Origin of the sequence: Rathayibacter sp. AY1E2, from assembly GCF_002932325.1 — a bacterium.
Classification (GTDB): Bacteria; Actinomycetota; Actinomycetes; order Actinomycetales; family Microbacteriaceae; genus Rathayibacter.
This window is the reverse complement of the sequence record NZ_PSVO01000036.1, coordinates 1-17,152: the sequence shown is the minus strand read 5'-3', so window position 1 is coordinate 17,152 and position 17,152 is coordinate 1. Positions and strand designations below refer to the sequence as shown.

The following is a 17,152-nucleotide window of genomic DNA, read 5'->3' as shown; positions in this document are numbered from 1 at the left end:
CCCCCGCGCCATCGCGAACCGCTCGACGACCCCCGCCTCCGACCGCTTCCGCGACTTCATCGCGTCCGGCTGGGCCGAGCGGGAGGAGCCGCTGCCCGCTCCGCGTGAGCAGGCGTCCTTCGCCGCCTCCCGCCGCGAGCGCCTCTCCGCGCTGCACACCGGCGTGCGCATCGTCGTCCCGGCGGGCCGCCTCAAGCAGCGCGCGAACGACACCGACTACCCGTTCCGTGCGCACTCGGCCTTCACCTGGCTCACCGGCTGGGGCTCCGACTCCGAGCCCGGCGCGGTGCTCGTCCTCGAGCCCGCCGGGTCCGGCCACAGCGCGACGCTCTACTTCCGCGAGCGCGCGGGCCGCGACTCCGACGAGTTCTACGCCAACCCCGAGATCGGCGAGTTCTGGATCGGGCCGCGTCCGTCGCTCGCGCAGGTCGCGAGCGATCTCGGCCTCGCTACCCGCGGGATCGCCGAGCTCGACGCGGTCCTCGACGCGCACGACGGCGTCCCCCTCGCCGTGCTGCGCGAGGCCGACCCGGCGGTGACCGGCCGTCTCGACGCGGTCGAGGCCGACGAGCGGGCGGACCGCGACGCGGCGCTCGAGCGCGACATCGCCGAGCTCCGCCTGGTCAAGGACGCCTACGAGATCGCCGAGCTGCGCGCCGCCGTCGACGCGACGGGCCGCGGCTTCGAGGACGTCCTCTCCGACCTGCCGCGCATCATCGCCCACGAGAAGGGCGAGCGCCTGATCGAGGGCGTCTTCAACGGACGCGCGCGCGCCGACGGCAACGCGGTCGGCTACGACACCATCGCCGCGGCGGGCCCCCACGCCTGCATCCTGCACTGGACGCGCAACGACGGGCCGGTGCGCCCCGGCCAGCTGGTGCTGCTGGACGCCGGCGTCGAGCAGGACAGCTACTACACCGCCGACATCACGCGCACCTTCCCGGTGGACGGCCGCTACACGGACGCCCAGCGCCAGGTTCACGAGACGGTGCGGGAGGCGGCCGACGCCGCGTTCGCGATCGTCCGACCCGGCATCCGCTTCCGCGAGGTTCACGCCGCGGCGATGGCCGTCATCGCGCGGCGCACCGCCGAGTGGGGCCTGCTGCCGGTCAGCGCCGAGGAGGCGCTCGAGGCCGACAACCAGCAGCACCGCCGCTACATGGTCCACGGCACCAGCCACCACCTCGGGCTCGACGTGCACGACTGCGCCCGGGCACGGCGCGAGATGTACCTCGACGGACTGGTCGAGGAGGGCATGGTCTTCACGATCGAGCCCGGCCTCTACTTCCAGCCCGACGACCTCACGGTCCCGGAGGAGCTGCGCGGCATCGGCGTCCGGATCGAGGACGACGTGCTCGTCACCGCCGACGGCGCCGAGAACCTCTCGGCCGGCATCCCGCGCTCGGCCGACGACATCGAGGCGTGGATGGCCCGACTGGCCCGCTGAGCCCGGTCGCCCGCGGGGAGCCCCGGCCGCTCAGGCGGCGAGGGGCAGCGCGAACTCCCCGCGGGCGGCGGCGAGCGCCAGCCCGTCGAGCAGCGTCGCCAGCTGACCGGCGGGAGCGTCCGGGTCCTCGGGGTGCCACTGCACGCCCACGAGGGGGGCCGCGACGTGCTCGACGGCCTCGATCACGCCGTCCTCCGCCCGGGCGACGACCCGCAGCCCCGGAGCGAGCAGGTCGACCGCCTGATGGTGCGCGCTCTGCACCGCGAGCGCCTCGGACCCGAAGAGCCCGCCGAGCACGGAGCCCGCCGCGAGCCCGACCTCGTGCCGGTGCATGCGCTGGTGAGCGGGGGCCGCCGCGTTGACGTGCTCCGCCTCCGGACCCAGGTCCTGCACCAGCGTGCCGCCGAGCGCGACGTTGACGATCTGCAGGCCGCGGCAGATGCCCAGCAGCGGAGTCCGGCGGGCCAGTGCCCGGTGCACCAGCGCGATCTGGGCGGCATCCGCGCGCTCCGCGTGGGGGCCCTCGGCCGGGTAGCCGCGGTCAGCGCCGTACTGCTCGGGAGCGATGTCCTCGCCGCCCGCGAGGACGAGGGCGTCCGCCCCCGCCGTGCGCGCCAGCAGCTCCTCCGTGCCCAGCTCCTCGGCGGCGAAGCGCTCCGCCCGCCAGCCGCGCTCGTGCGCGAGGGCGAGGATGCGGCCGTTCAGGATCTGCACGTAGGCGTGGTACTCCTCGCGGCCCGGTCGCACGCGGGCGACCTCGACGATGGCGAGTGAGCGGGTCATGACTCCATCCTGGGCACGCCGCCGCCGCCGGTCGAACCGCCGTGTCACGCGGTGTCACACTCCGGCCGTACGATCACGGAGTGACCTCGCCGAGCCCGTCCCTCCTGGAGCGCGTGCAGCAGGCGCGCTCCGAGGTCTCCGTCCTCGCAGGGACCACTCCCGAGCGCCGGGTCCGACCGCTGCGCGAGGCCGTCGAGCACGTCGCCGCCGGCGGCTCCCCCGATCCCGACGCCCTGCTCGACGCGGTCGACTCGCTGGTCGGGCTCGTGGCCCGCGCCGAGGTGCAGCTGAGCGGCGTCGAGCGCTCCGTGCGGGACGACCTGGAGCGGGCCGCCACCCTCTCCGACCTGCGCACCTCGGCGCAGCTCGCCTCCGCCGCCGACGTGGCCGTCGCGTGCGCCGCGGCACGGTCGCTCCTCCTCGACGCCGACGACGCCCGGTCGGCCGGCGCCCGCCACGATCCGGCCGCGCTGCTGGTCCTGCTGCTCGACGCCGACTCCGCTCTGGACGCCGTCGTCTCCGGGTACCGCGAGCCGCGGGCCCAGGCCGAGCGCCAGCTCCTCCTGTTCGAGGCGGCGCGCACCGCGGCCCGGCTCGGTGCCGAGTCGGTGCTGCTCCTGGCCGCCGTGCACGGCGAGCGCATCACCGCGGCACCCCGGATCCTCGCGGAGGAGACGCTCGGGCAGCTGGACACCGCGGTGCGCCGTGCGGCAGGCGATCCGGCCGGCGCTCTGGACGAGGCCCGCGCCGCCGCCGACCGCGCCCGCTCCGCGCTCGACGAGGCCCTGGTCGACCTCGACGGCGCACCCCCGTCGCTCCGCCCAGCAGCCGTCCCCGGAGGCCTGCCCGCGGCCTGAGCACGCAGGCACCCGGCACCGGCGCGCGTGCCATAGTGAGGGACATGGCCTCCTTCCTCGTCGTCCCCCAGTGGCAGGGCTCGGCGTCGACGCGCGCGATGCGCCTCGTCGACGGAGCCGAGGCGATCCGGGGCGATCTGCCCTCCTCCGCCACCACGACCCTCGACATCCCCGCCGAGGCGGGCGACGCCCAGGACACCGGCATCCGCCGCTACGCCTCGGTCGCCACCGTCGCCGAGCGGGTGCGCGAGGCCCTCTCGGGCCGCACCGGTCCCGTGATCACGATCGGCGGCGACTGCGGCGTCGAGTTCGCGGCGATCGGGCACGCCGTCCGCTCGGCACCGGGCCCGGTCGCGCTGGTCTGGCTCGACGCCCACCCGGACGCGCACACTCCTGAGTCCTCCCCCAGCGGCGCCTTCTGCGGCATGGTCCTCTCGGCCGCGCTGGGCCGCGGCGTCGGCCTCCTGAGCGCGGGCGCCGAGGAGCGGGTGGCCGACGAGCGCGTCGTCCTCGCCGGTGTCCGCTCCGCCGACGACGGCGAGCTCGAGCCGCTGGTCGAGCGGGGGGCCGCGGTGCTGCCCGCAGACGCCCTCGACCCGGAGTCGCTCGTCGCGGCGGTCGAGGCGACCGGTGCCGCCTCCGTCTACGTGCACCTCGACCTGGACGTGCTCGACCCCGCCGACCTCGCCGGGCTGTTCGACCCTGTGCCCTTCGGCGTGCCCGCCTCGCGCCTCGTCGCGAGCCTCGACGCCCTCCGGTCCCGCTTCCCGCTCGCGGGCGCCGGCGTCACCTCGTTCGCCCCGTCGTCGCCGACCGCGGCCGAGGACGACCTGCCCACGATCCTCCGCCTCCTCGGCGCTCTGTCCCGCGGGGCCTGAGAGAGCCCTGCCATCGGCGCGCAAGCCCGAGCGCGTGTCGGCGGCACCCGGCAAGATGGTCGGACGCGACCGAGCGGAGGAACGATGAGCGACGAGAGACCGCGCGTGCGCACCGAGCGGCGCGGGACCGTGCTCGCGATCGTGCTGGACCGGCCCGAGAAGCGCAACGCCGCCGATCTGCGGCTGCTCGCGGAGCTGGCGTCCGCGTACGGCGAGCTCGACCGCGACCCGGAGCTGCGCGCCGGCGTCGTCCTCGCCGAGGGCGGGCACTTCACGGCCGGGCTCGACCTCGCCGACATCGGGCCCCGCCTGGGCTCCGACGGCCTCGACTTCGTGCCCGAGGGCGGTCTCGACCCCTGGGGCCTGCGCACCCGCCCCGTGAGCAAGCCGGTGGTCATCGGCCTCCAGGGCACCTGCCTCACGCTCGGCATCGAGCTCGCGCTCGCGAGCGACGTCGTCCTCGCCGAGCGGTCCACCCGCTTCGGCCAGATCGAGGTCGCGCGCGGCATCCTGCCCTTCGGCGGAGCGACGCTGCGCTTCCCTCGCGCCGTCGGCTGGGGCGACGCGATGCGCTGGATCCTCACCGGCGACCTCTTCGACGCCGAGGAGGCCCACCGCATCGGCCTCGTGCAGCAGGTCGTCCCCGACGGGACGGTCGCCGAGGCGGCCTGGGCTCTGGCCGCCCGTATCGCCGCGCAGGCGCCGCTCGCCGTGCAGGCCGCCCTGGCCAGTGCCCGGCTCGCGGTCGCCGCGTCCGACGCCGAGGCCGCGGCCGCGCTCCCCGGGGCGCTCGCGCGTCTCGCGGCGTCCGAGGACGCGCGCATCGGCACCGAGGCCTTCCTCCAGCGCACGACGGCGGAGTTCACCGGACGATGAGCGACGAGAGCACCACCGTCACGGCGCCCGGCGGCTCCTCCCTCGAGGCGCAGCAGGAGCGCGCCGCGCAGCAGCTCGAGATCCGGCTCCGCTACGGCGACCAGGTGTGGGAGCTGCGCGAGGTCGACCACTTCGCCGTCTTCTCCCGCCGCAGCACTGCACGACGGGCCGGGCGCGTCCTCGTGGCCTCCGGCTTCCAGATCGCGATCTCGCGGCTGAGGCTGAGGCAGGTCCTCGTCGCGAGCCACCACGCCGCGGTCGACGAGGAGTCGACCACCGCGTTCCTCCGCCAGGTGATCGAGGCGGTCGAGAGCCACGGCGGCCGCTACGACGGCTGGCGGGCCGAGATCGTGCCGGCGCATTGAGCGCCGGGCACCCACCGACGACGGGGCTCGACGCCTCCGAGAAACCCAGGGAGACAGCATGAGCAGCACGACGGACGAGTTCGACGTCATCGTCATCGGAGCAGGACCGGTGGGCGAGAATCTCGCGGACCGCGCGGTCCAGGGCGGCCTCACCGCGGCCGTCGTCGAGAGCGAGCTCGTCGGGGGCGAGTGCTCCTACTGGGCGTGCATGCCCTCGAAGGCGCTGCTGCGGCCGCCGATGGCGCTCCGCGCCGCCCGTGATCTTCCCGGCGCGGCGCAGGCGGTGAGCGGAGGAGTCGACGTGCCCGCGCTCCTGGCCCGCCGCGACTCCTTCACCAGCCACTTCGACGACCACGGCCAGGTGCAGTGGCTCGAGGGCGCCGGCATCGAGCTCGTCCGCGGGCACGGCCGCCTGAGCGGCGAGCGCGAGGTGACCGTGACCGGACCCGACGGCGAGGTGCGCGTGCTCCGCGCCCGCTCCGCCGTCGCCGTCGCGACCGGCACCACCGCCGTCGTCCCCGACATCCCGGGCCTGCGCGCGGCATCCCCCTGGACGAGCCGCGAGGCCACCTCGGCCGAGGAGGTGCCGCCGCGCCTCGTCGTCATCGGCGGCGGAGTCGTCGCGACCGAGATGGCGACCGCCTACGCCGGCATGGGCTCCTCCGTCACGCTCGTCGCCCGCAGCGGACTCCTCGCGCCGTTCGAGCCCTTCGCCGGCGAGCTCGTCGGCTCGGCGCTCCAGGAGCTCGGCGTCGACCTGCGCCTCGGCGACTCGCCCGTCTCGGTCGAGCGCCGGTCCGACGGCACCGTGGCGGTGACGCTCGAGGGCGGCGACGTCATCGAGGCCGACCAGGTGCTCGCCGCGACCGGCCGCGCCCCGCACACCCGCGACGTCGGCCTCGAGACGGTGGGCCTCGAGCCCGGCTCCTCGCTGACGGTCGACGACACGATGCTCGTGCTGGGCGGCGACGGTGCTCCCCTCGGCGGCGGGCGTCCGTGGCTCTACGGGGTCGGCGACGTGAACCACCGCGCACTGCTCACGCACCAGGGCAAGTACCAGGCCCGTGCGGCCGGCGACGTGATCGTCGCGCGCGCCACCGGGGCCGAGGTCCATGACGCCCCCTGGGGAGCGCACGTCGCGACCGCGGACCACGAGGCCGTGCCGCAGGTCGTCTTCACCGACCCCGAGGTCGCGTCCGTCGGCCTCACCGCCGCGGCCGCCGAGAAGGCCGGCTACCGAACCCGCGTCGTCGACTACGAGATCGGCTCGGTCGCCGGCGCCGCCCTCGCCGCAGACGGCTACACGGGCACCGCGAGGATGGTCGTGGACGAGGACCGGAAGGTCGTCCTCGGCGTCACCTTCGTCGGCAAGGAGGTCGGCGAGCTGATCCACTCCGCGACGATCGCTGTCGTCGGCGAGGTGCCGCTCTCGCGCCTCTGGCACGCGGTCCCCTCCTATCCGACGATCAGCGAGGTCTGGCTGCGGCTGCTCGAGACCTACGGACGCGACAGCGCGTGAGCGCGCTCCGTCGAGCCGTCGCGACGGTGGCCCTGGATCCGGCGATCACCCGGCCCGGCTACCTCTTCGCGTGCGCGGTCGGACTCGCCTGGGGCGCGCTGTGGAGCACGGGCCCGATCCGGCGCAGCCACGGCCTCGTCGTCTTCACCGGTCTGCCCTCCTGGGCGTTCGGCCGCGGAGGGTCCTGCGTCGGCACGAGCTATCTCACGGGCACCAACGTCTCCGACAGCGTCCTCGAGCACGAGGCCGTGCACAAGGAGCAGTGGCGGCTCTACGGGATGTGGTTCCCGTTCGCGTACACGGTGGCGGGTCGCGATCCGCTGCGCAATCGATTCGAGATCGAAGCCGGTCTCGAGAAGGGCGGATATCTCCGTGGTCACTGACATGACGGGGCGCGTCGTCGTCCTCACCGGAGCCAGTTCCGGCATCGGCCGGGTCGCGGCGGGAGCGCTGGCGTCCGCCGGTGCCCGCGTGGCCGTGGTCGGGCGGAACCCCGAGCGCACCCGCGCGGTCGCCGCCGACGTGGGAGGGGACGCGTTCCTGGCCGACTTCGACCGGCTCGACGACGTCCGCGCCCTGGCCGACGGCCTCCTCGAGCGCTACGAGCGGATCGACGTGCTGGCGAACAACGCGGGCGGGCTCGTCTCCCACCGCGCCGAGACGGTCGACGGCCACGAGCGGACGATCCAGAGCAACCATCTCGCGCCGTTCCTGCTCACGCGGCTCCTGCTCCCGCGGATGATCGAGACCTCGAGGGAGCGGGCCGGCGTCCGCGTCGTCTCCACGGCGAGCCTCGCGAACCGCTTCGGTCGCCTGAGGCTCGACGACCTCGACAACCGCCGCGGTCCGTGGCTCGGCGGCTGGCGGGCGTACGGCACGTCGAAGCTGGTGACGATCCTCTTCATCCGCGAGCTGGCGGAGCGCCTGCTGACGACGTCGGTCGACGCGTACTCGTTCCACCCGGGCGTCGTCTCGACGAGCTTCGGTGCCGACAGCACGATGATGAAGCTGATGACGAGCCTCTCGGTCGGCTCCTTCGGGATCTCCGCCGAGGCGGGTGCGGTGCCGCTGATCACCCTCGCCTCCGAGCCCGACGTCGGCGCCGCGAGCGGCACCTACTTCGACCAGCTGACGCCGCACGGCTCCCTGAACCCCCAGGCCCGCGACCGCGCTCTCGCCCACGACCTCTGGACTCTCTCCAGCCGCCTCGTGGGCGTCTCCCCCACCCTGTAGCCCGCTGCCGCTCCCCGCCGCCGCCGACTCGGCGCGGGGCGGCGCGGAGCACCCGGCGCGCTCGCCGGGAGGATCTCGACACACCCTCTCCGAGGGCTGCCCGATCAGCAGGTCTGTGCGCGGTCGCCCGACTCGGTGTGTGCCCGCGAGCTTCTCGATCACCCGCGGGATCGGACGTGCGTGAATCTCGATACTCCCTCTCCGAGGGCTATCCGATCAGCAGGTCCGGGCGCGGTCGCCCGACTCGCCAGGCACCCGAGAACCGCTCGATCGCGCGCGAAGTCCGTCGGAGTGGATCTCGAGACGCCCTCTGCGAGATCCACTCGATCAGCATCGTCCCCCGCGGTCGCGCCCCTGGCGCGCCGTCCCCCGCGGCCGCCCCCTCGGCGCGCCATCCCCCGCGGTCGCGCCTCCGGCGCGCCGTCCCCCGCGGCCGCGCCCCCGGCGCGCCGCACCCCTACGAGCAGTGCCCGGAGCGTCGCAGGGCGTCGTTCTGCAAGGCGGAGGAGGAAGCGATACCGGCGGTATCGCGCCCGACGACAACGCCGCAGAACGTCGCCCTGCGGCGCTCCGGGTCAGTTGGACTCTTGGCGGCCGAGGCGCCAGTACCCCATGAACGCCACGCGCTTCCGGTCGAGTCCGAGCTCGGTGACGAGGCAGCGGCGGATCAGCTTCACGGCGCCTGCTTCTCCGGCGATCCAGGCGTAGAGGCCGGGGTCGGTGCTCTCGTCGGGGACCTCCCAGAGCATCTCGTGGTCGACGTCGATGTCGCTGACGTCGACGCCGCGGTGGTGGGCGGTGAGGAAGCGGGTGGCCCAGGCGCGGACCGCGTCGCCGAGGGCCGCTCCGGGGGCTGCCGCGTGGGCGCGGACGATCCAGGTGACGTGGACGCCGGCGGGGTGGTGGAGCGGGAGGCGGTCGTGGGCGGTGGGGACCTCGAGGAACGCGGCTCCGGTGGCGTCGTCGTCGAGGCTCTCGAGGATCGCGGCGATGGCGGGGACGGCCGTCTCGTCGCCGGCGAGGAGGAGGGAGGTGGCGGCGCCGGGGTGGAACTCGACTCCGCCGCCGGGGAGGTCGGAGCGCGTGTCGGGCGCGATGATGACGATCTGGTCGCCGGCGCGGGCGCTCTCGACCCAGGCGGAGGCCGGTCCGGTGTCGCCGTGGGCGGCGAAGTCGATGTCGACCTCGGCGTCCTCGGGGCGGACGGCGCGGATGGTGTAGGTGCGGAGCGGGTTCCGGAGCTCGTCGGGGAGCTGTCGCCAGCGGCCGTACCAGTCGGGGTCGAGTCCGTCGGGTCCGTCGGGGTCCGAGACGGAGGCGAGGAAGGCGGGGGCGTCGGAGGCTGCGGTGGGGACGACGAGCTTGATGCGCTGGTCGGGGCCCGTGCAGCCGACGTGGTCGAGGCCGGTGCCGGTGAGGGTCACGCGGATGAAGTGCGGGGCGATCCGGGTCGCTGCGGCGACGGTCGCGAGGTACGGCCGGTAGGCCGGTCGGGCGGGGGCGGCGGTCGTCGGAGGCATCGCCTCAGTCTCGCACAGAAGGTAAGCCTTGCCTAACACTCAACCGGGACGCCCGGCGGACGGTCAGCGCGCGGCGTGCTCGGCGGAGGTGCGCAGGCGCGCCTCCACGTCGGCGGCGAGCTCGGCGACGACGGGGCCGGCCCCGCCGATCCAGGCGCAGAAGTCGTGGCGGCCGTCGGCCCACGGGTAGTCGCCGTCGACGACCGACATCTCGCCGACCCAGGCCCGGACCGCGCGGTCGAGCGCGACTCCGCGGGAGCAGCGCTCACCGGTGCCGGGGGCGCCCGAGCGCTCGGAGCGGCCGAGCCAGGTGACGCAGACCCGTCCGGGGGCGGCGAGCGGCGGCAGTCCGCGCGCGTCGTCGACCTCGACGAAGACCTGGCCGCGGGCGTTCGCGGGGAGGGTGTCGAGGATGCTCTGGATCCACGGCACGACGGTCTCGTCGCCCGCGATCAGGAACTGCTTCACGTCGACCGGCGCTGAGCCGTCACGGTCCTCGAACATGCACATCGTGTTCGAGTATAGGCAAGGCTTACCTCAGTGACCAGAGCCGGACCTGACCATCCGCCGTGCGGCCGCACCCGGACCCGTCACGACTGCGGCCTGCCCCGTCACCACTGCGGCGGGTGCCGCCTCTGCCAGCGCGCCCGCCGCTCGAGCTGTGCGCCGATCGCCAGCAGCGTCGCCTCGCCGCCGGGTCGCCCGATCAGCTGGACTCCCATCGGCAGGCCCTCCTCCGTGGTGCTCAGCGGAAGGGTGATCGCGGGGAGGCCGCTCACGTTCACGAAGGACGTGTACGGCGTGTAGAGGCACTGCTGCTCGAAATTGCGCTCGGGATCCTCGAGGTCGTACCAGCCGACGGGGCGCGGCGTCATCGCCAGCGACGGCGTCAGGACCGCGTCGACGCCGGAGAACGCCGCGATCACCGCGCGCTCGTAGCCCGAGAGCCAGGACGCCGCCTCGACGATCTCGCGGGCGGAGCGCCGGCGTCCCTCCTCCACCAGCCAGCGGGTCAGCGGCTCCAGCAGATCGAGGTCCGCGCCCTCGACGGGCAGGGTCGCCGCGCCGCTCTGCCACAGCGTCCGGAACGCGGCGGGGTACGCGGCGCTCGGGGGCAGCGACGCCTCCTCGAGCCCGTGGCCGAGCGCGGCCAGCGCGGCGATCCCCTCGTCCAGCGCGGCGCGCGCCTCCGGAGCGAGAGCGATCTCGTACTCCTCGTCCCAGGGCGAGTCCGTCAGCACGCCGATCTGGAAGCGCCCCTCTCCGCGCACCGCGGCGCCGAGGAACGAGCCGTCGCCGTCACCGGGCGCGCCGAGCGACCAGCGCTGCGGAAGGCGGCCGTTCGTCCGCTCCAGCATGCCCTCGAGCAGGAGGCCCGCGTCGGCGACCGAGCGGGTGATCGGCCCGGCGACCGTCAGGCCGCCGACCCCGCCGATGCCGGAGAGCGCGGCGACGCGTCCGCGGGAGGGCTTCAGTCCTACCAGGCCGCAGGCCGCGGCGGGGATGCGGATGGACCCGCCGCCGTCCGAGGCGGGGGCGAACGGCAGCAGTCCCGCGGCGACGGCGACCGCCGCTCCTCCACTGGATCCGCCGGCCCCGAGGCGGGTGTCCCAGGGCGTGACGGCGGGCGGGCCGATGCGCGTCTCGGTGTAGGAGGGCATCCCGAACTCGGGCGCCGCGGTCTTGCCGAGGCTGACCGCTCCCGCCGCATCGAGCACCTCGACGATCTCGTCGGAGGCGGTGGGCACGTGGTGCTCGCGCAGCCGGGATCCGAATGCGGTCCGCACGCCCGCGCGCCGCCAGAGGTCCTTGTCGCCGCTCGGCAGGCCCCAGAGCGGAGCGGTTCCGGGCCCGGTGCCGAGCGCTGACGCCCGCTCCCGCGCCCGATCGGCGGTCACCGTGGCGAAGGCGCCCAGCTCCCCGTTCCAGCGCTCGATCCGGGCGAGGTAGTGATCGGCGAGCTCGAGAGGCGTGACCTCTCCGCGCTGCAGCCAGTCCCACTGCTCCTGGGCGCTGAGGTGGTGGAGTTCGAACATGGAACGACCCTATTCCGCCGCTCCGGGGAGCCGGCGGAACAGGGTCGTGGGGGTCAGGCCGCCCGGCGGCCGCTCTCGCTCGCCTCGTCGATGCCCTTCCGGGCGCCGTCGGGCACCACGGTGTCGCGGTCGATGCGGGCGCCGGTCGCGATCACGGCCGAGCGTCCGATGCGGGAGTAGCTCCCGATCCGCGCCCCCGGTCCGATGATCGCCTCGGGCCCGACGTGCACGTTCGCGCCGATGAAGGCGCTGTGCCCGATCATGGCGTCGCGGTCGACCCAGCTGCCCGCGCCGATCCAGGCGCGCTCGCCCACGGTCGCGCCGGGCTCCACGTAGGCGCCGGTCTCCACGTACGCGGTCGCCGAGACGCGCGATCCGGGAGCGACCATGCCGCGTCCGTTCGCGTGGCGGCGGTAGACGATCTCGTCGTCACTGCCGCGCGCCCCTCGACCCTTGTTCATCCCTGTTCCTGCCATCTGCCTCTGGCTCCTCCGAGCTGTCCGGTGGGCGGGGCGCCGAGCCCCGTCCCGTCATCGGTAGACAACAGCGGCGAGCGCCCGCGCATTCCCCGTTCGGGGGGCGCTGGCGCGGGGTGGAGGCGGGTCGGCGGGCGGAGCGGAGAGCGGGCGTCGGAGCGGACCCGCGCGGGCGTCCCCGGAGCGTCACTCCACCGCGTCGGCGACCGCGGTCACGACCGCGCGGAACCGGTCCGGCGCCTCGCGGATCCGACGCCGGAGGAGGACCCCGGCGAGCGCCGACGAGGCGGGTGCGGCGACCAGCTCGCACTCGACCCGGGCCCCCTCCTCGTCCGCCAGGACCCGCCACTGCTCGACGCCGAGCACGGGGAGCCGGCGCTCGAGCCCGCTCCCCCGCCGCTCGTAGGCGCCGTCGGCGGCGAGGACGTCCGCGAGGGCGGCGAGCACCGGGGCGGGGTCGGCGTGGAGGACGGAGGCGAGGGCGAGGATGCTGCGCACGGCGGCAGTCTCGCACGCCCCCGCGTCAGGAGCGGGCGTCGAGGACGCGCCGGAGCCAGTCGAACGACGCCTTGGGCACGCGGTCCCGGCTGCGCGTGTCGACGGCCACGAGCCCGTGCGGGCGGCTGTAGCCGTGCTGCCACTCGAACGCGTCGACCAGGGTCCAGAGCTGCACGGCCTCCACCGGCAGTCCGTCGTGGACGGCCTCGGCGAGAGCGGCCAGGTGCGCCCCGAGCCAGCGGATCCGCTCCGTGTCGACGATCGCACCCTCGCGATCGGGCTCGTCGGGGTAGCTCGCGCCGAGCGCGGTCACCACCAGCGGCGGCAGGGCGTCGCCGTAGCGCTCCACGAGGGACCGCAGCACCGAGACCACCGCCCAGGGTGCGACCGGCGAGCCGTCGCCCGTGCGGTCCAGCTCCGGCCAGGGCGCCGTGTGGAAGGGGAGCGCGGGAGGAGCGCCCACCCCGGTCGGCAGCGCCGGGTCGCGGCCCGACACGATCCGCAGCGGCGGCAGCGGCGCGACCGCGTAGAAGTCGAGCGGAGCCGAGATGCGCGCGAGGTCGACCGGATCCGCCTGCGCGAGGGCGCCGAGGAACGGCGGCAGCTCCTCCGGTCCGACCGGGTAGGACCCGGTCAGCACGGCGTCGGCCACCAGGCGGTTCCGCAGGATGTCCGCCAGGGAGGCGAAGGCGCGGTCCCGGTCGTCGTCGGAGGCGGGCTCGACGGGCGCGAGCGCGTCGACCAGGCCGATCCTCCCGGTCACCTCCGCCGCCCGCAGCGCCTCCAGCGCCACGCCGTGCCCGAGGAGCTGGTGGTGCAGCGCCGGCAGGGCGCTGAACAGCCGGCCGGCGCCCGGCGCCTGCCGCGCGAGCGCGTAGCCCTCGAGCATCACCGTCGACGGCTGGTCGAGGGTGATCCAGTCGGCGACCCGGTCGCCGAACCGCCCGCCGAGCTCGAAGGCGAGATCACCGAAGCGGAACGCGGTGTCGCGGTTCATCCAGCCGCCGCTGAGCGCCGACGGGGTGTCGCGGTGGTGCAGGGTCAGCGCGACCCGGATCCCCGTCTCGGCGAGCCCGTCGAGCAGGCGGTCGTAGAAGCCGAGCCCTCCGCGGTCGATCGGCCCGCGGCCGTCGGGCTGCAGCCGGGGCCACGAGACCGAGAGCCGGAGCTCGTCGACGCCGAGATCGACCAGCAGCGCGAGGTCCTCGCGCCAGCGCAGGAGGAAGTCCGTCGCGATCTCGGGAGTGGCCTCCTCGGCGATCGTCCCCCGTCGCAGCGCGAAGTCGTCCCACACCGACCGGCCCCGGCCGCCCGTCTCGAGGGAGCCCTCCGTCTGGAAGGCGCTCTGCGCCAGTCCGATGCGCAGGCCCGGCGGCAGGAGCCCGCCCAGCTCGCGCGGATCGTCGAAGCGCGCGGCCTCGACGCGCACCTCCCGCCGATCGCGCCCGCGGGCCTCGTCTTCGCGCATTCCACTGTCCTCCGGATCTGATCGACGGGTATATTCTCGCGGAAGCGCTCTCCCGGATCTCCCCGACTCCCCCGACCGGCCGAGACGCCTCCTCCGGATGGTGTACATCCGGGAACAGTGGTGCGGCGCGCTTGACAGCTCCCCCCTGCCCCCGTGCAATGGACGCATCGTGAAATCGGGCGTCGACGTGGCAGTACCGGGGGGTTCACCGGTCGTGCCGGTGCCCCGACTCCGCCGATCCCCGCGCCGCACGGCCGCCCTGCTGCTGGTGCTCCTCGCGGCCGTCGCCTCCGTCTCCGGCCTGGCCGCGCCGGCCGCGCAGGCCGCCGCTCTCGCGATCACCGCTCCCTCCTCCGGCGCGGTCCTCAGCACGGGAGCGACGACGGTCACCGGCACGGCGACGGCCGGGGACCAGGTGCAGATCGGGCTCCGCGGCGGCGGCGACCCCCTCTGCATCACCACCGCGGGCCCCGACGGCGGCTGGAGCTGCGCCGTCTCCCTCGACGACGGGCCGGCGACCCTGGTCGCGGTGGAGCTCCTCGCCGGCGGCGGGACCACCTCGGCCGCCGTCCCGATCGCCGTCCTCAGCGCCCCCGTCATCGAGTCGGTCGACGGCTCGGCGACCTCCGCGGGCTCGGTCCGCGGCACGGCCTACCCCGGCGCGAGCGTCGCCGCGGTCTCGAACGGCGGCGCCGCGTGCCTGGCCACCGCCGACTCCGGCGGCGCGTGGTTCTGCCAGCTCGCCCCCACTCCGGCGCCGGGCAGCTACCGCGTCACCGCCACGCAGACCGCCTCCTTCGCCGGCAGCGCCGCCTCGCCGGCCAGCGCGCCGGTGACCCTCGTGGTCGACACCGCTGCTCCTGCCGCCCCCGCCCTCAGCTCGCCGTCGGACGGGGCCGCCCTGCCGCTCAGCGGCGCGTCCTACTCCGGGACGGGCGTGGACGGCACTCGCGCCTACGTGTACGTCGACCGGGTCAACACCTGCGACGCGGCGGTCAGCGGAGGCGCCTGGAGCTGCACCGGCGGCACGATCACGGCGGGCGCGCACCGGGTCTCCGCCATCGCCGGGGACAGCGCCGGCAACTACAGTCCGCCGAGCCCCTGGATCGACGTGACCTTCGCGGCGGCGACGACCGCTCCCACCGGCACGCCCAGCGCGACGACGCCGGCCGCCCCCGGTGCCGCGCCCAGCGCGCCCGGGGCCGCCGCGTCTCCCGCTCCGAGCAGTGCGGCGCCGACCGCGTCCCCGTCGCCCGTCCGCCCCGGAGAGGCCGCGCCCGCGCCCGAGGACGAGCCGACCGCCGAGCCCACGGCAACACCGGTCCCGGCTCCCGACCAGGACGGCGGTGACGTGCCGCCGCAGCCCGCCCCCGACGCCGGATCGGAGCCGGGCGGCTGGAGCGCGGCGACCGGGATGACCACCGCGCTGTCCGCCGGATCGCCCGTCGTCTCGATGGCCGACTGGATGCGCTCCCTCGCGCTCGCTCTGCTCTCGCTCGCCCTGGTCGTCGTGCCGGCCCGCCTCGCCGCGGCCGGGCGGGCGCCCCGCGCCGAGCGCAGCTGGCACCTCACGGGCCGCAATCGCGCCGCCGTCGAGTACGACGACAAGCCGGACACCGGTCCCGCCTCGCCGCGCCTGATGGTCGTCGGGATGGTCGGCTGCGCAGCCGGCCTCGTCCTGCTCTCGGGACGCGTCGACGGCCAGCCCGCCTACCTGCGCCTGCTGATCGCCGTCATCGTGGCCGTCGCCGTGGTCAACGCGGTCGCCGCCGCCGTCCCCGCGCTGGTCGGCCGGCGGATCGGCGTCAGCGGGATCGGCGTCGTCGCCGCTCCGCGCGCGCTGCTCCTGGTCGCGGCGGCCGCTCTCGTCTCGCGCTTCGCGGGACTGGACCCGGCGCTCCTCTTCGGCGTGGTGATCGGCCTCGTCCTCCCCGAGGGCGCATCCGCCGTCGACCGCGCGAAGCTCTCCACCGTCCGCGTCGTCTCGCTGCTGGGTCTCGCCGGACTCGCCTGGGGCGCCTCCGCCGTGGTCCCGCCCGACGGCTCGTTCGGCTCCGTGCTCGCCGCGGAGGTGCTCAGCGCGACCACGCTGATCTCGGTCGGCTCGAGCGTGGTGCTGCTGTTCCCGGTCGGGCGCCCCGCCGGCCGCAGCATCCTGCGCTGGTCCCCGCTGCTCTGGCTCGGGCTCACGCTCCTCGCGACGACCGTGCTGTTCGTGCTGCTCACCCCGACCATCGCGTCCTGGTCGACCGACGGCGGAGCGGGCCCGGTGCTCTTCGCTGTCGTCGCCTTCAGCGCGGTGTGCACGTCGATCTGGGCCTGGCGGCGCTTCGTCGAGTCGGAGTAGCCGGGCTCGGGGGCCCGCTCAGCCGATCGAGACGGGCCGGTCGAGGTCGTCGCCCGGCAGCGCGTCGGCCACCGCGCCGACGGTCAGCTCGCGCAGCGTCGCTATGCCGCCGTAGACGCCGAGGAACGCGGTGTCGGCCGCGTCGCGTCCCGTCGCGATCCGCACGAGGCTCGACCGCGGCGCGAGCGTCGTCGCGTCGACCGCCCGCCACTCCCCCTCGATCCAGGCCTCCGCGACCGCGTGGAAGTCCATCGGCTGCAGTCCCGGGGCGTACACGGCCGCCAGTCGGGCGGGCACGTCCAGCGCACGGAGGAGGGCGACGACGAGGTGCGCGAAGTCGCGGCAGACGCCGCGGCGGGCGAGCAGCGTCCGCTCGGCCCCGTCCGTCGGAAGGCTCGAGCCGGGGACGTACGCCAGCCGCGTGCCGACCCAGGAGCTCACCGCGTGCAGGAGGTCCGCCCCGGCGAGGCCGGCGAACTCGGCCCGGGCCGTCGGCCACAGCACGTCCGACTCGGCGTAGCGGCTCGGCCGCAGGTACCGCAGCCGGTCCACCTCGTCGCCCTCGAGCGGAGCGAGGCGTCCCAGGACGCGCGCGGAGTAGTCCACGACGAGGTGCCCGACCGGCGCGTCGAGCACGTGCAGCCGGGTGCCGTGCTGGTCGATCACCTCGCGAGCGGCGAGCGGGCGGCCGTCGACGGTGAGCGTCAGCGACTCCTCCGCCCCGTACGCGTCGGCCACCGCGATCGAGAGGACGAGGGCGGCCGGAGCCGCGACGTCGAGGGTCAGGTGGGCCGAGACGTCGCGGCTCCGGCCGCCCTCGTCCTCTCGATCGCGGTGGCCGACGCGTAC

General features: G+C 75.4%; 17 protein-coding genes. 9 read left to right on the top strand and 8 right to left on the bottom strand.

Annotated elements, in window-relative coordinates; genetic code table 11:
- The coding region (locus C5C49_RS16125) for an aminopeptidase P family protein (RefSeq protein WP_104346579.1) at positions 1-1,447 on the top strand (1,447 nt) is incomplete at its 5' end.
- A gap of 30 nt (positions 1,448-1,477) precedes the next feature.
- Here C5C49_RS16125 and C5C49_RS16120 read toward each other — a convergent pair.
- The gene (locus C5C49_RS16120; RefSeq protein ID WP_104225036.1) at positions 1,478-2,230 is read right to left on the bottom strand and encodes a gamma-glutamyl-gamma-aminobutyrate hydrolase family protein; all 753 of its coding nucleotides are present in this window, start codon (positions 2,228-2,230) and stop codon (positions 1,478-1,480) included.
- Positions 2,231-2,310: 80 nt separating this feature from the next.
- Here C5C49_RS16120 and C5C49_RS16115 point away from each other — a divergent pair, with 80 nt between their 5' ends.
- The 7 genes from C5C49_RS16115 to C5C49_RS16085 all read left to right on the top strand — a co-directional run bounded on the left by C5C49_RS16115 (position 2,311) and on the right by C5C49_RS16085 (position 7,958).
- Complete coding sequence (locus C5C49_RS16115) at positions 2,311-3,087, top strand: hypothetical protein (RefSeq protein ID WP_104346578.1); 777 nt, start codon at positions 2,311-2,313, stop codon at positions 3,085-3,087.
- Between the two features lie 44 nt (positions 3,088-3,131).
- On the top strand, positions 3,132-3,965 hold the full coding sequence (locus C5C49_RS16110) for an arginase family protein (RefSeq protein ID WP_104346577.1): 834 nt from the start codon (positions 3,132-3,134) through the stop codon (positions 3,963-3,965).
- An 84-nt stretch (positions 3,966-4,049) separates the two neighbouring features.
- Positions 4,050-4,841: a crotonase/enoyl-CoA hydratase family protein gene (locus C5C49_RS16105; RefSeq protein WP_104256199.1), complete on the top strand. Its 792-nt coding sequence runs from the start codon at positions 4,050-4,052 to the stop codon at positions 4,839-4,841.
- Positions 4,838-5,206 carry a ribonuclease E inhibitor RraB gene (locus C5C49_RS16100; protein ID WP_104225032.1) on the top strand — a complete coding sequence of 123 codons (369 nt, stop codon included), beginning with the start codon at positions 4,838-4,840 and terminating at the stop codon, positions 5,204-5,206. Before C5C49_RS16105 ends, C5C49_RS16100 begins: the two co-directional genes overlap by 4 nt.
- 58 nt (positions 5,207-5,264) lie before the next feature.
- Positions 5,265-6,725 carry an NAD(P)/FAD-dependent oxidoreductase gene (locus tag C5C49_RS16095; protein ID WP_104225031.1) on the top strand — a complete coding sequence of 487 codons (1,461 nt, stop codon included), beginning with the start codon at positions 5,265-5,267 and terminating at the stop codon, positions 6,723-6,725.
- A complete protein-coding gene (locus C5C49_RS16090; RefSeq protein ID WP_104227423.1) occupies positions 6,722-7,108 on the top strand; it encodes a Fe-S oxidoreductase in 387 nt (128 codons plus the stop codon). Before C5C49_RS16095 ends, C5C49_RS16090 begins: the two co-directional genes overlap by 4 nt.
- Positions 7,098-7,958, top strand: a complete 861-nt coding sequence (locus tag C5C49_RS16085; protein ID WP_244230659.1) for an SDR family NAD(P)-dependent oxidoreductase — start codon at positions 7,098-7,100, stop codon at positions 7,956-7,958. Before C5C49_RS16090 ends, C5C49_RS16085 begins: the two co-directional genes overlap by 11 nt.
- Positions 7,959-8,533: 575 nt before the next feature.
- On the opposite strand, the gene C5C49_RS16080 is transcribed toward C5C49_RS16085, so the two are convergent.
- The 6 genes from C5C49_RS16080 to C5C49_RS16055 form a co-directional block, all read right to left on the bottom strand.
- On the bottom strand, positions 8,534-9,478 hold the full coding sequence (locus C5C49_RS16080) for a siderophore-interacting protein (RefSeq protein WP_104346576.1): 945 nt from the start codon (positions 9,476-9,478) through the stop codon (positions 8,534-8,536).
- 63 nt (positions 9,479-9,541) lie between these two features.
- A complete protein-coding gene (locus C5C49_RS16075; RefSeq protein ID WP_181027263.1) occupies positions 9,542-9,982 on the bottom strand; it encodes an SIP domain-containing protein in 441 nt (146 codons plus the stop codon).
- A 107-nt stretch (positions 9,983-10,089) separates the two neighbouring features.
- Entirely contained in the window at positions 10,090-11,514 is a 1,425-nt protein-coding gene (locus C5C49_RS16070; RefSeq protein WP_104274427.1) for an amidase, read from the bottom strand.
- A 53-nt stretch (positions 11,515-11,567) separates the two neighbouring features.
- Positions 11,568-11,975: a transferase gene (locus tag C5C49_RS16065; protein WP_104334124.1), complete on the bottom strand. Its 408-nt coding sequence runs from the start codon at positions 11,973-11,975 to the stop codon at positions 11,568-11,570.
- 201 nt (positions 11,976-12,176) lie between these two features.
- Positions 12,177-12,488 (bottom strand): hypothetical protein, encoded by a 312-nt coding sequence (locus C5C49_RS16060; protein ID WP_104250106.1) that lies wholly within the window; start codon positions 12,486-12,488, stop codon positions 12,177-12,179.
- Between the two features lie 25 nt (positions 12,489-12,513).
- Positions 12,514-13,956, bottom strand: coding sequence for a glycoside hydrolase family 1 protein (locus C5C49_RS16055; protein WP_181069229.1), 1,443 nt, complete (start codon positions 13,954-13,956; stop codon positions 12,514-12,516).
- A gap of 220 nt (positions 13,957-14,176) precedes the next feature.
- Between C5C49_RS16055 and C5C49_RS16050 the strand changes: the two genes are divergently transcribed.
- Positions 14,177-16,303, top strand: coding sequence for a hypothetical protein (locus C5C49_RS16050; protein ID WP_181135794.1), 2,127 nt, complete (start codon positions 14,177-14,179; stop codon positions 16,301-16,303).
- A gap of 18 nt (positions 16,304-16,321) precedes the next feature.
- On the opposite strand, the gene C5C49_RS16045 is transcribed toward C5C49_RS16050, so the two are convergent.
- Positions 16,322-17,089 carry a transglutaminase family protein gene (locus C5C49_RS16045; RefSeq protein ID WP_104346580.1) on the bottom strand — a complete coding sequence of 256 codons (768 nt, stop codon included), beginning with the start codon at positions 17,087-17,089 and terminating at the stop codon, positions 16,322-16,324.
- Between the last annotated feature and the right edge of the window lie 63 nt (positions 17,090-17,152).

What these genes read in the sequence shown, in the direction of transcription:
- C5C49_RS16095 (WP_104225031.1), top strand. Translation starts at nt 5,265, where the DNA reads ATGAGCAGCACGACGGACGAGTTCGACGTCATCGTCATCGGAGCAGGA.
- C5C49_RS16065 (WP_104334124.1), bottom strand. Translation starts at nt 11,975, where the DNA reads ATGAACAAGGGTCGAGGGGCGCGCGGCAGTGACGACGAGATCGTCTAC.
- C5C49_RS16120 (WP_104225036.1), bottom strand. Translation starts at nt 2,230, where the DNA reads ATGACCCGCTCACTCGCCATCGTCGAGGTCGCCCGCGTGCGACCGGGC.
- C5C49_RS16080 (WP_104346576.1), bottom strand. Translation starts at nt 9,478, where the DNA reads ATGCCTCCGACGACCGCCGCCCCCGCCCGACCGGCCTACCGGCCGTAC.
- C5C49_RS16105 (WP_104256199.1), top strand. Translation starts at nt 4,050, where the DNA reads ATGAGCGACGAGAGACCGCGCGTGCGCACCGAGCGGCGCGGGACCGTG.
- C5C49_RS16075 (WP_181027263.1), bottom strand. Translation starts at nt 9,982, where the DNA reads ATGTTCGAGGACCGTGACGGCTCAGCGCCGGTCGACGTGAAGCAGTTC.
- C5C49_RS16110 (WP_104346577.1), top strand. Translation starts at nt 3,132, where the DNA reads ATGGCCTCCTTCCTCGTCGTCCCCCAGTGGCAGGGCTCGGCGTCGACG.
- C5C49_RS16055 (WP_181069229.1), bottom strand. Translation starts at nt 13,956, where the DNA reads ATGCGCGAAGACGAGGCCCGCGGGCGCGATCGGCGGGAGGTGCGCGTC.
- C5C49_RS16070 (WP_104274427.1), bottom strand. Translation starts at nt 11,514, where the DNA reads ATGTTCGAACTCCACCACCTCAGCGCCCAGGAGCAGTGGGACTGGCTG.
- C5C49_RS16100 (WP_104225032.1), top strand. Translation starts at nt 4,838, where the DNA reads ATGAGCGACGAGAGCACCACCGTCACGGCGCCCGGCGGCTCCTCCCTC.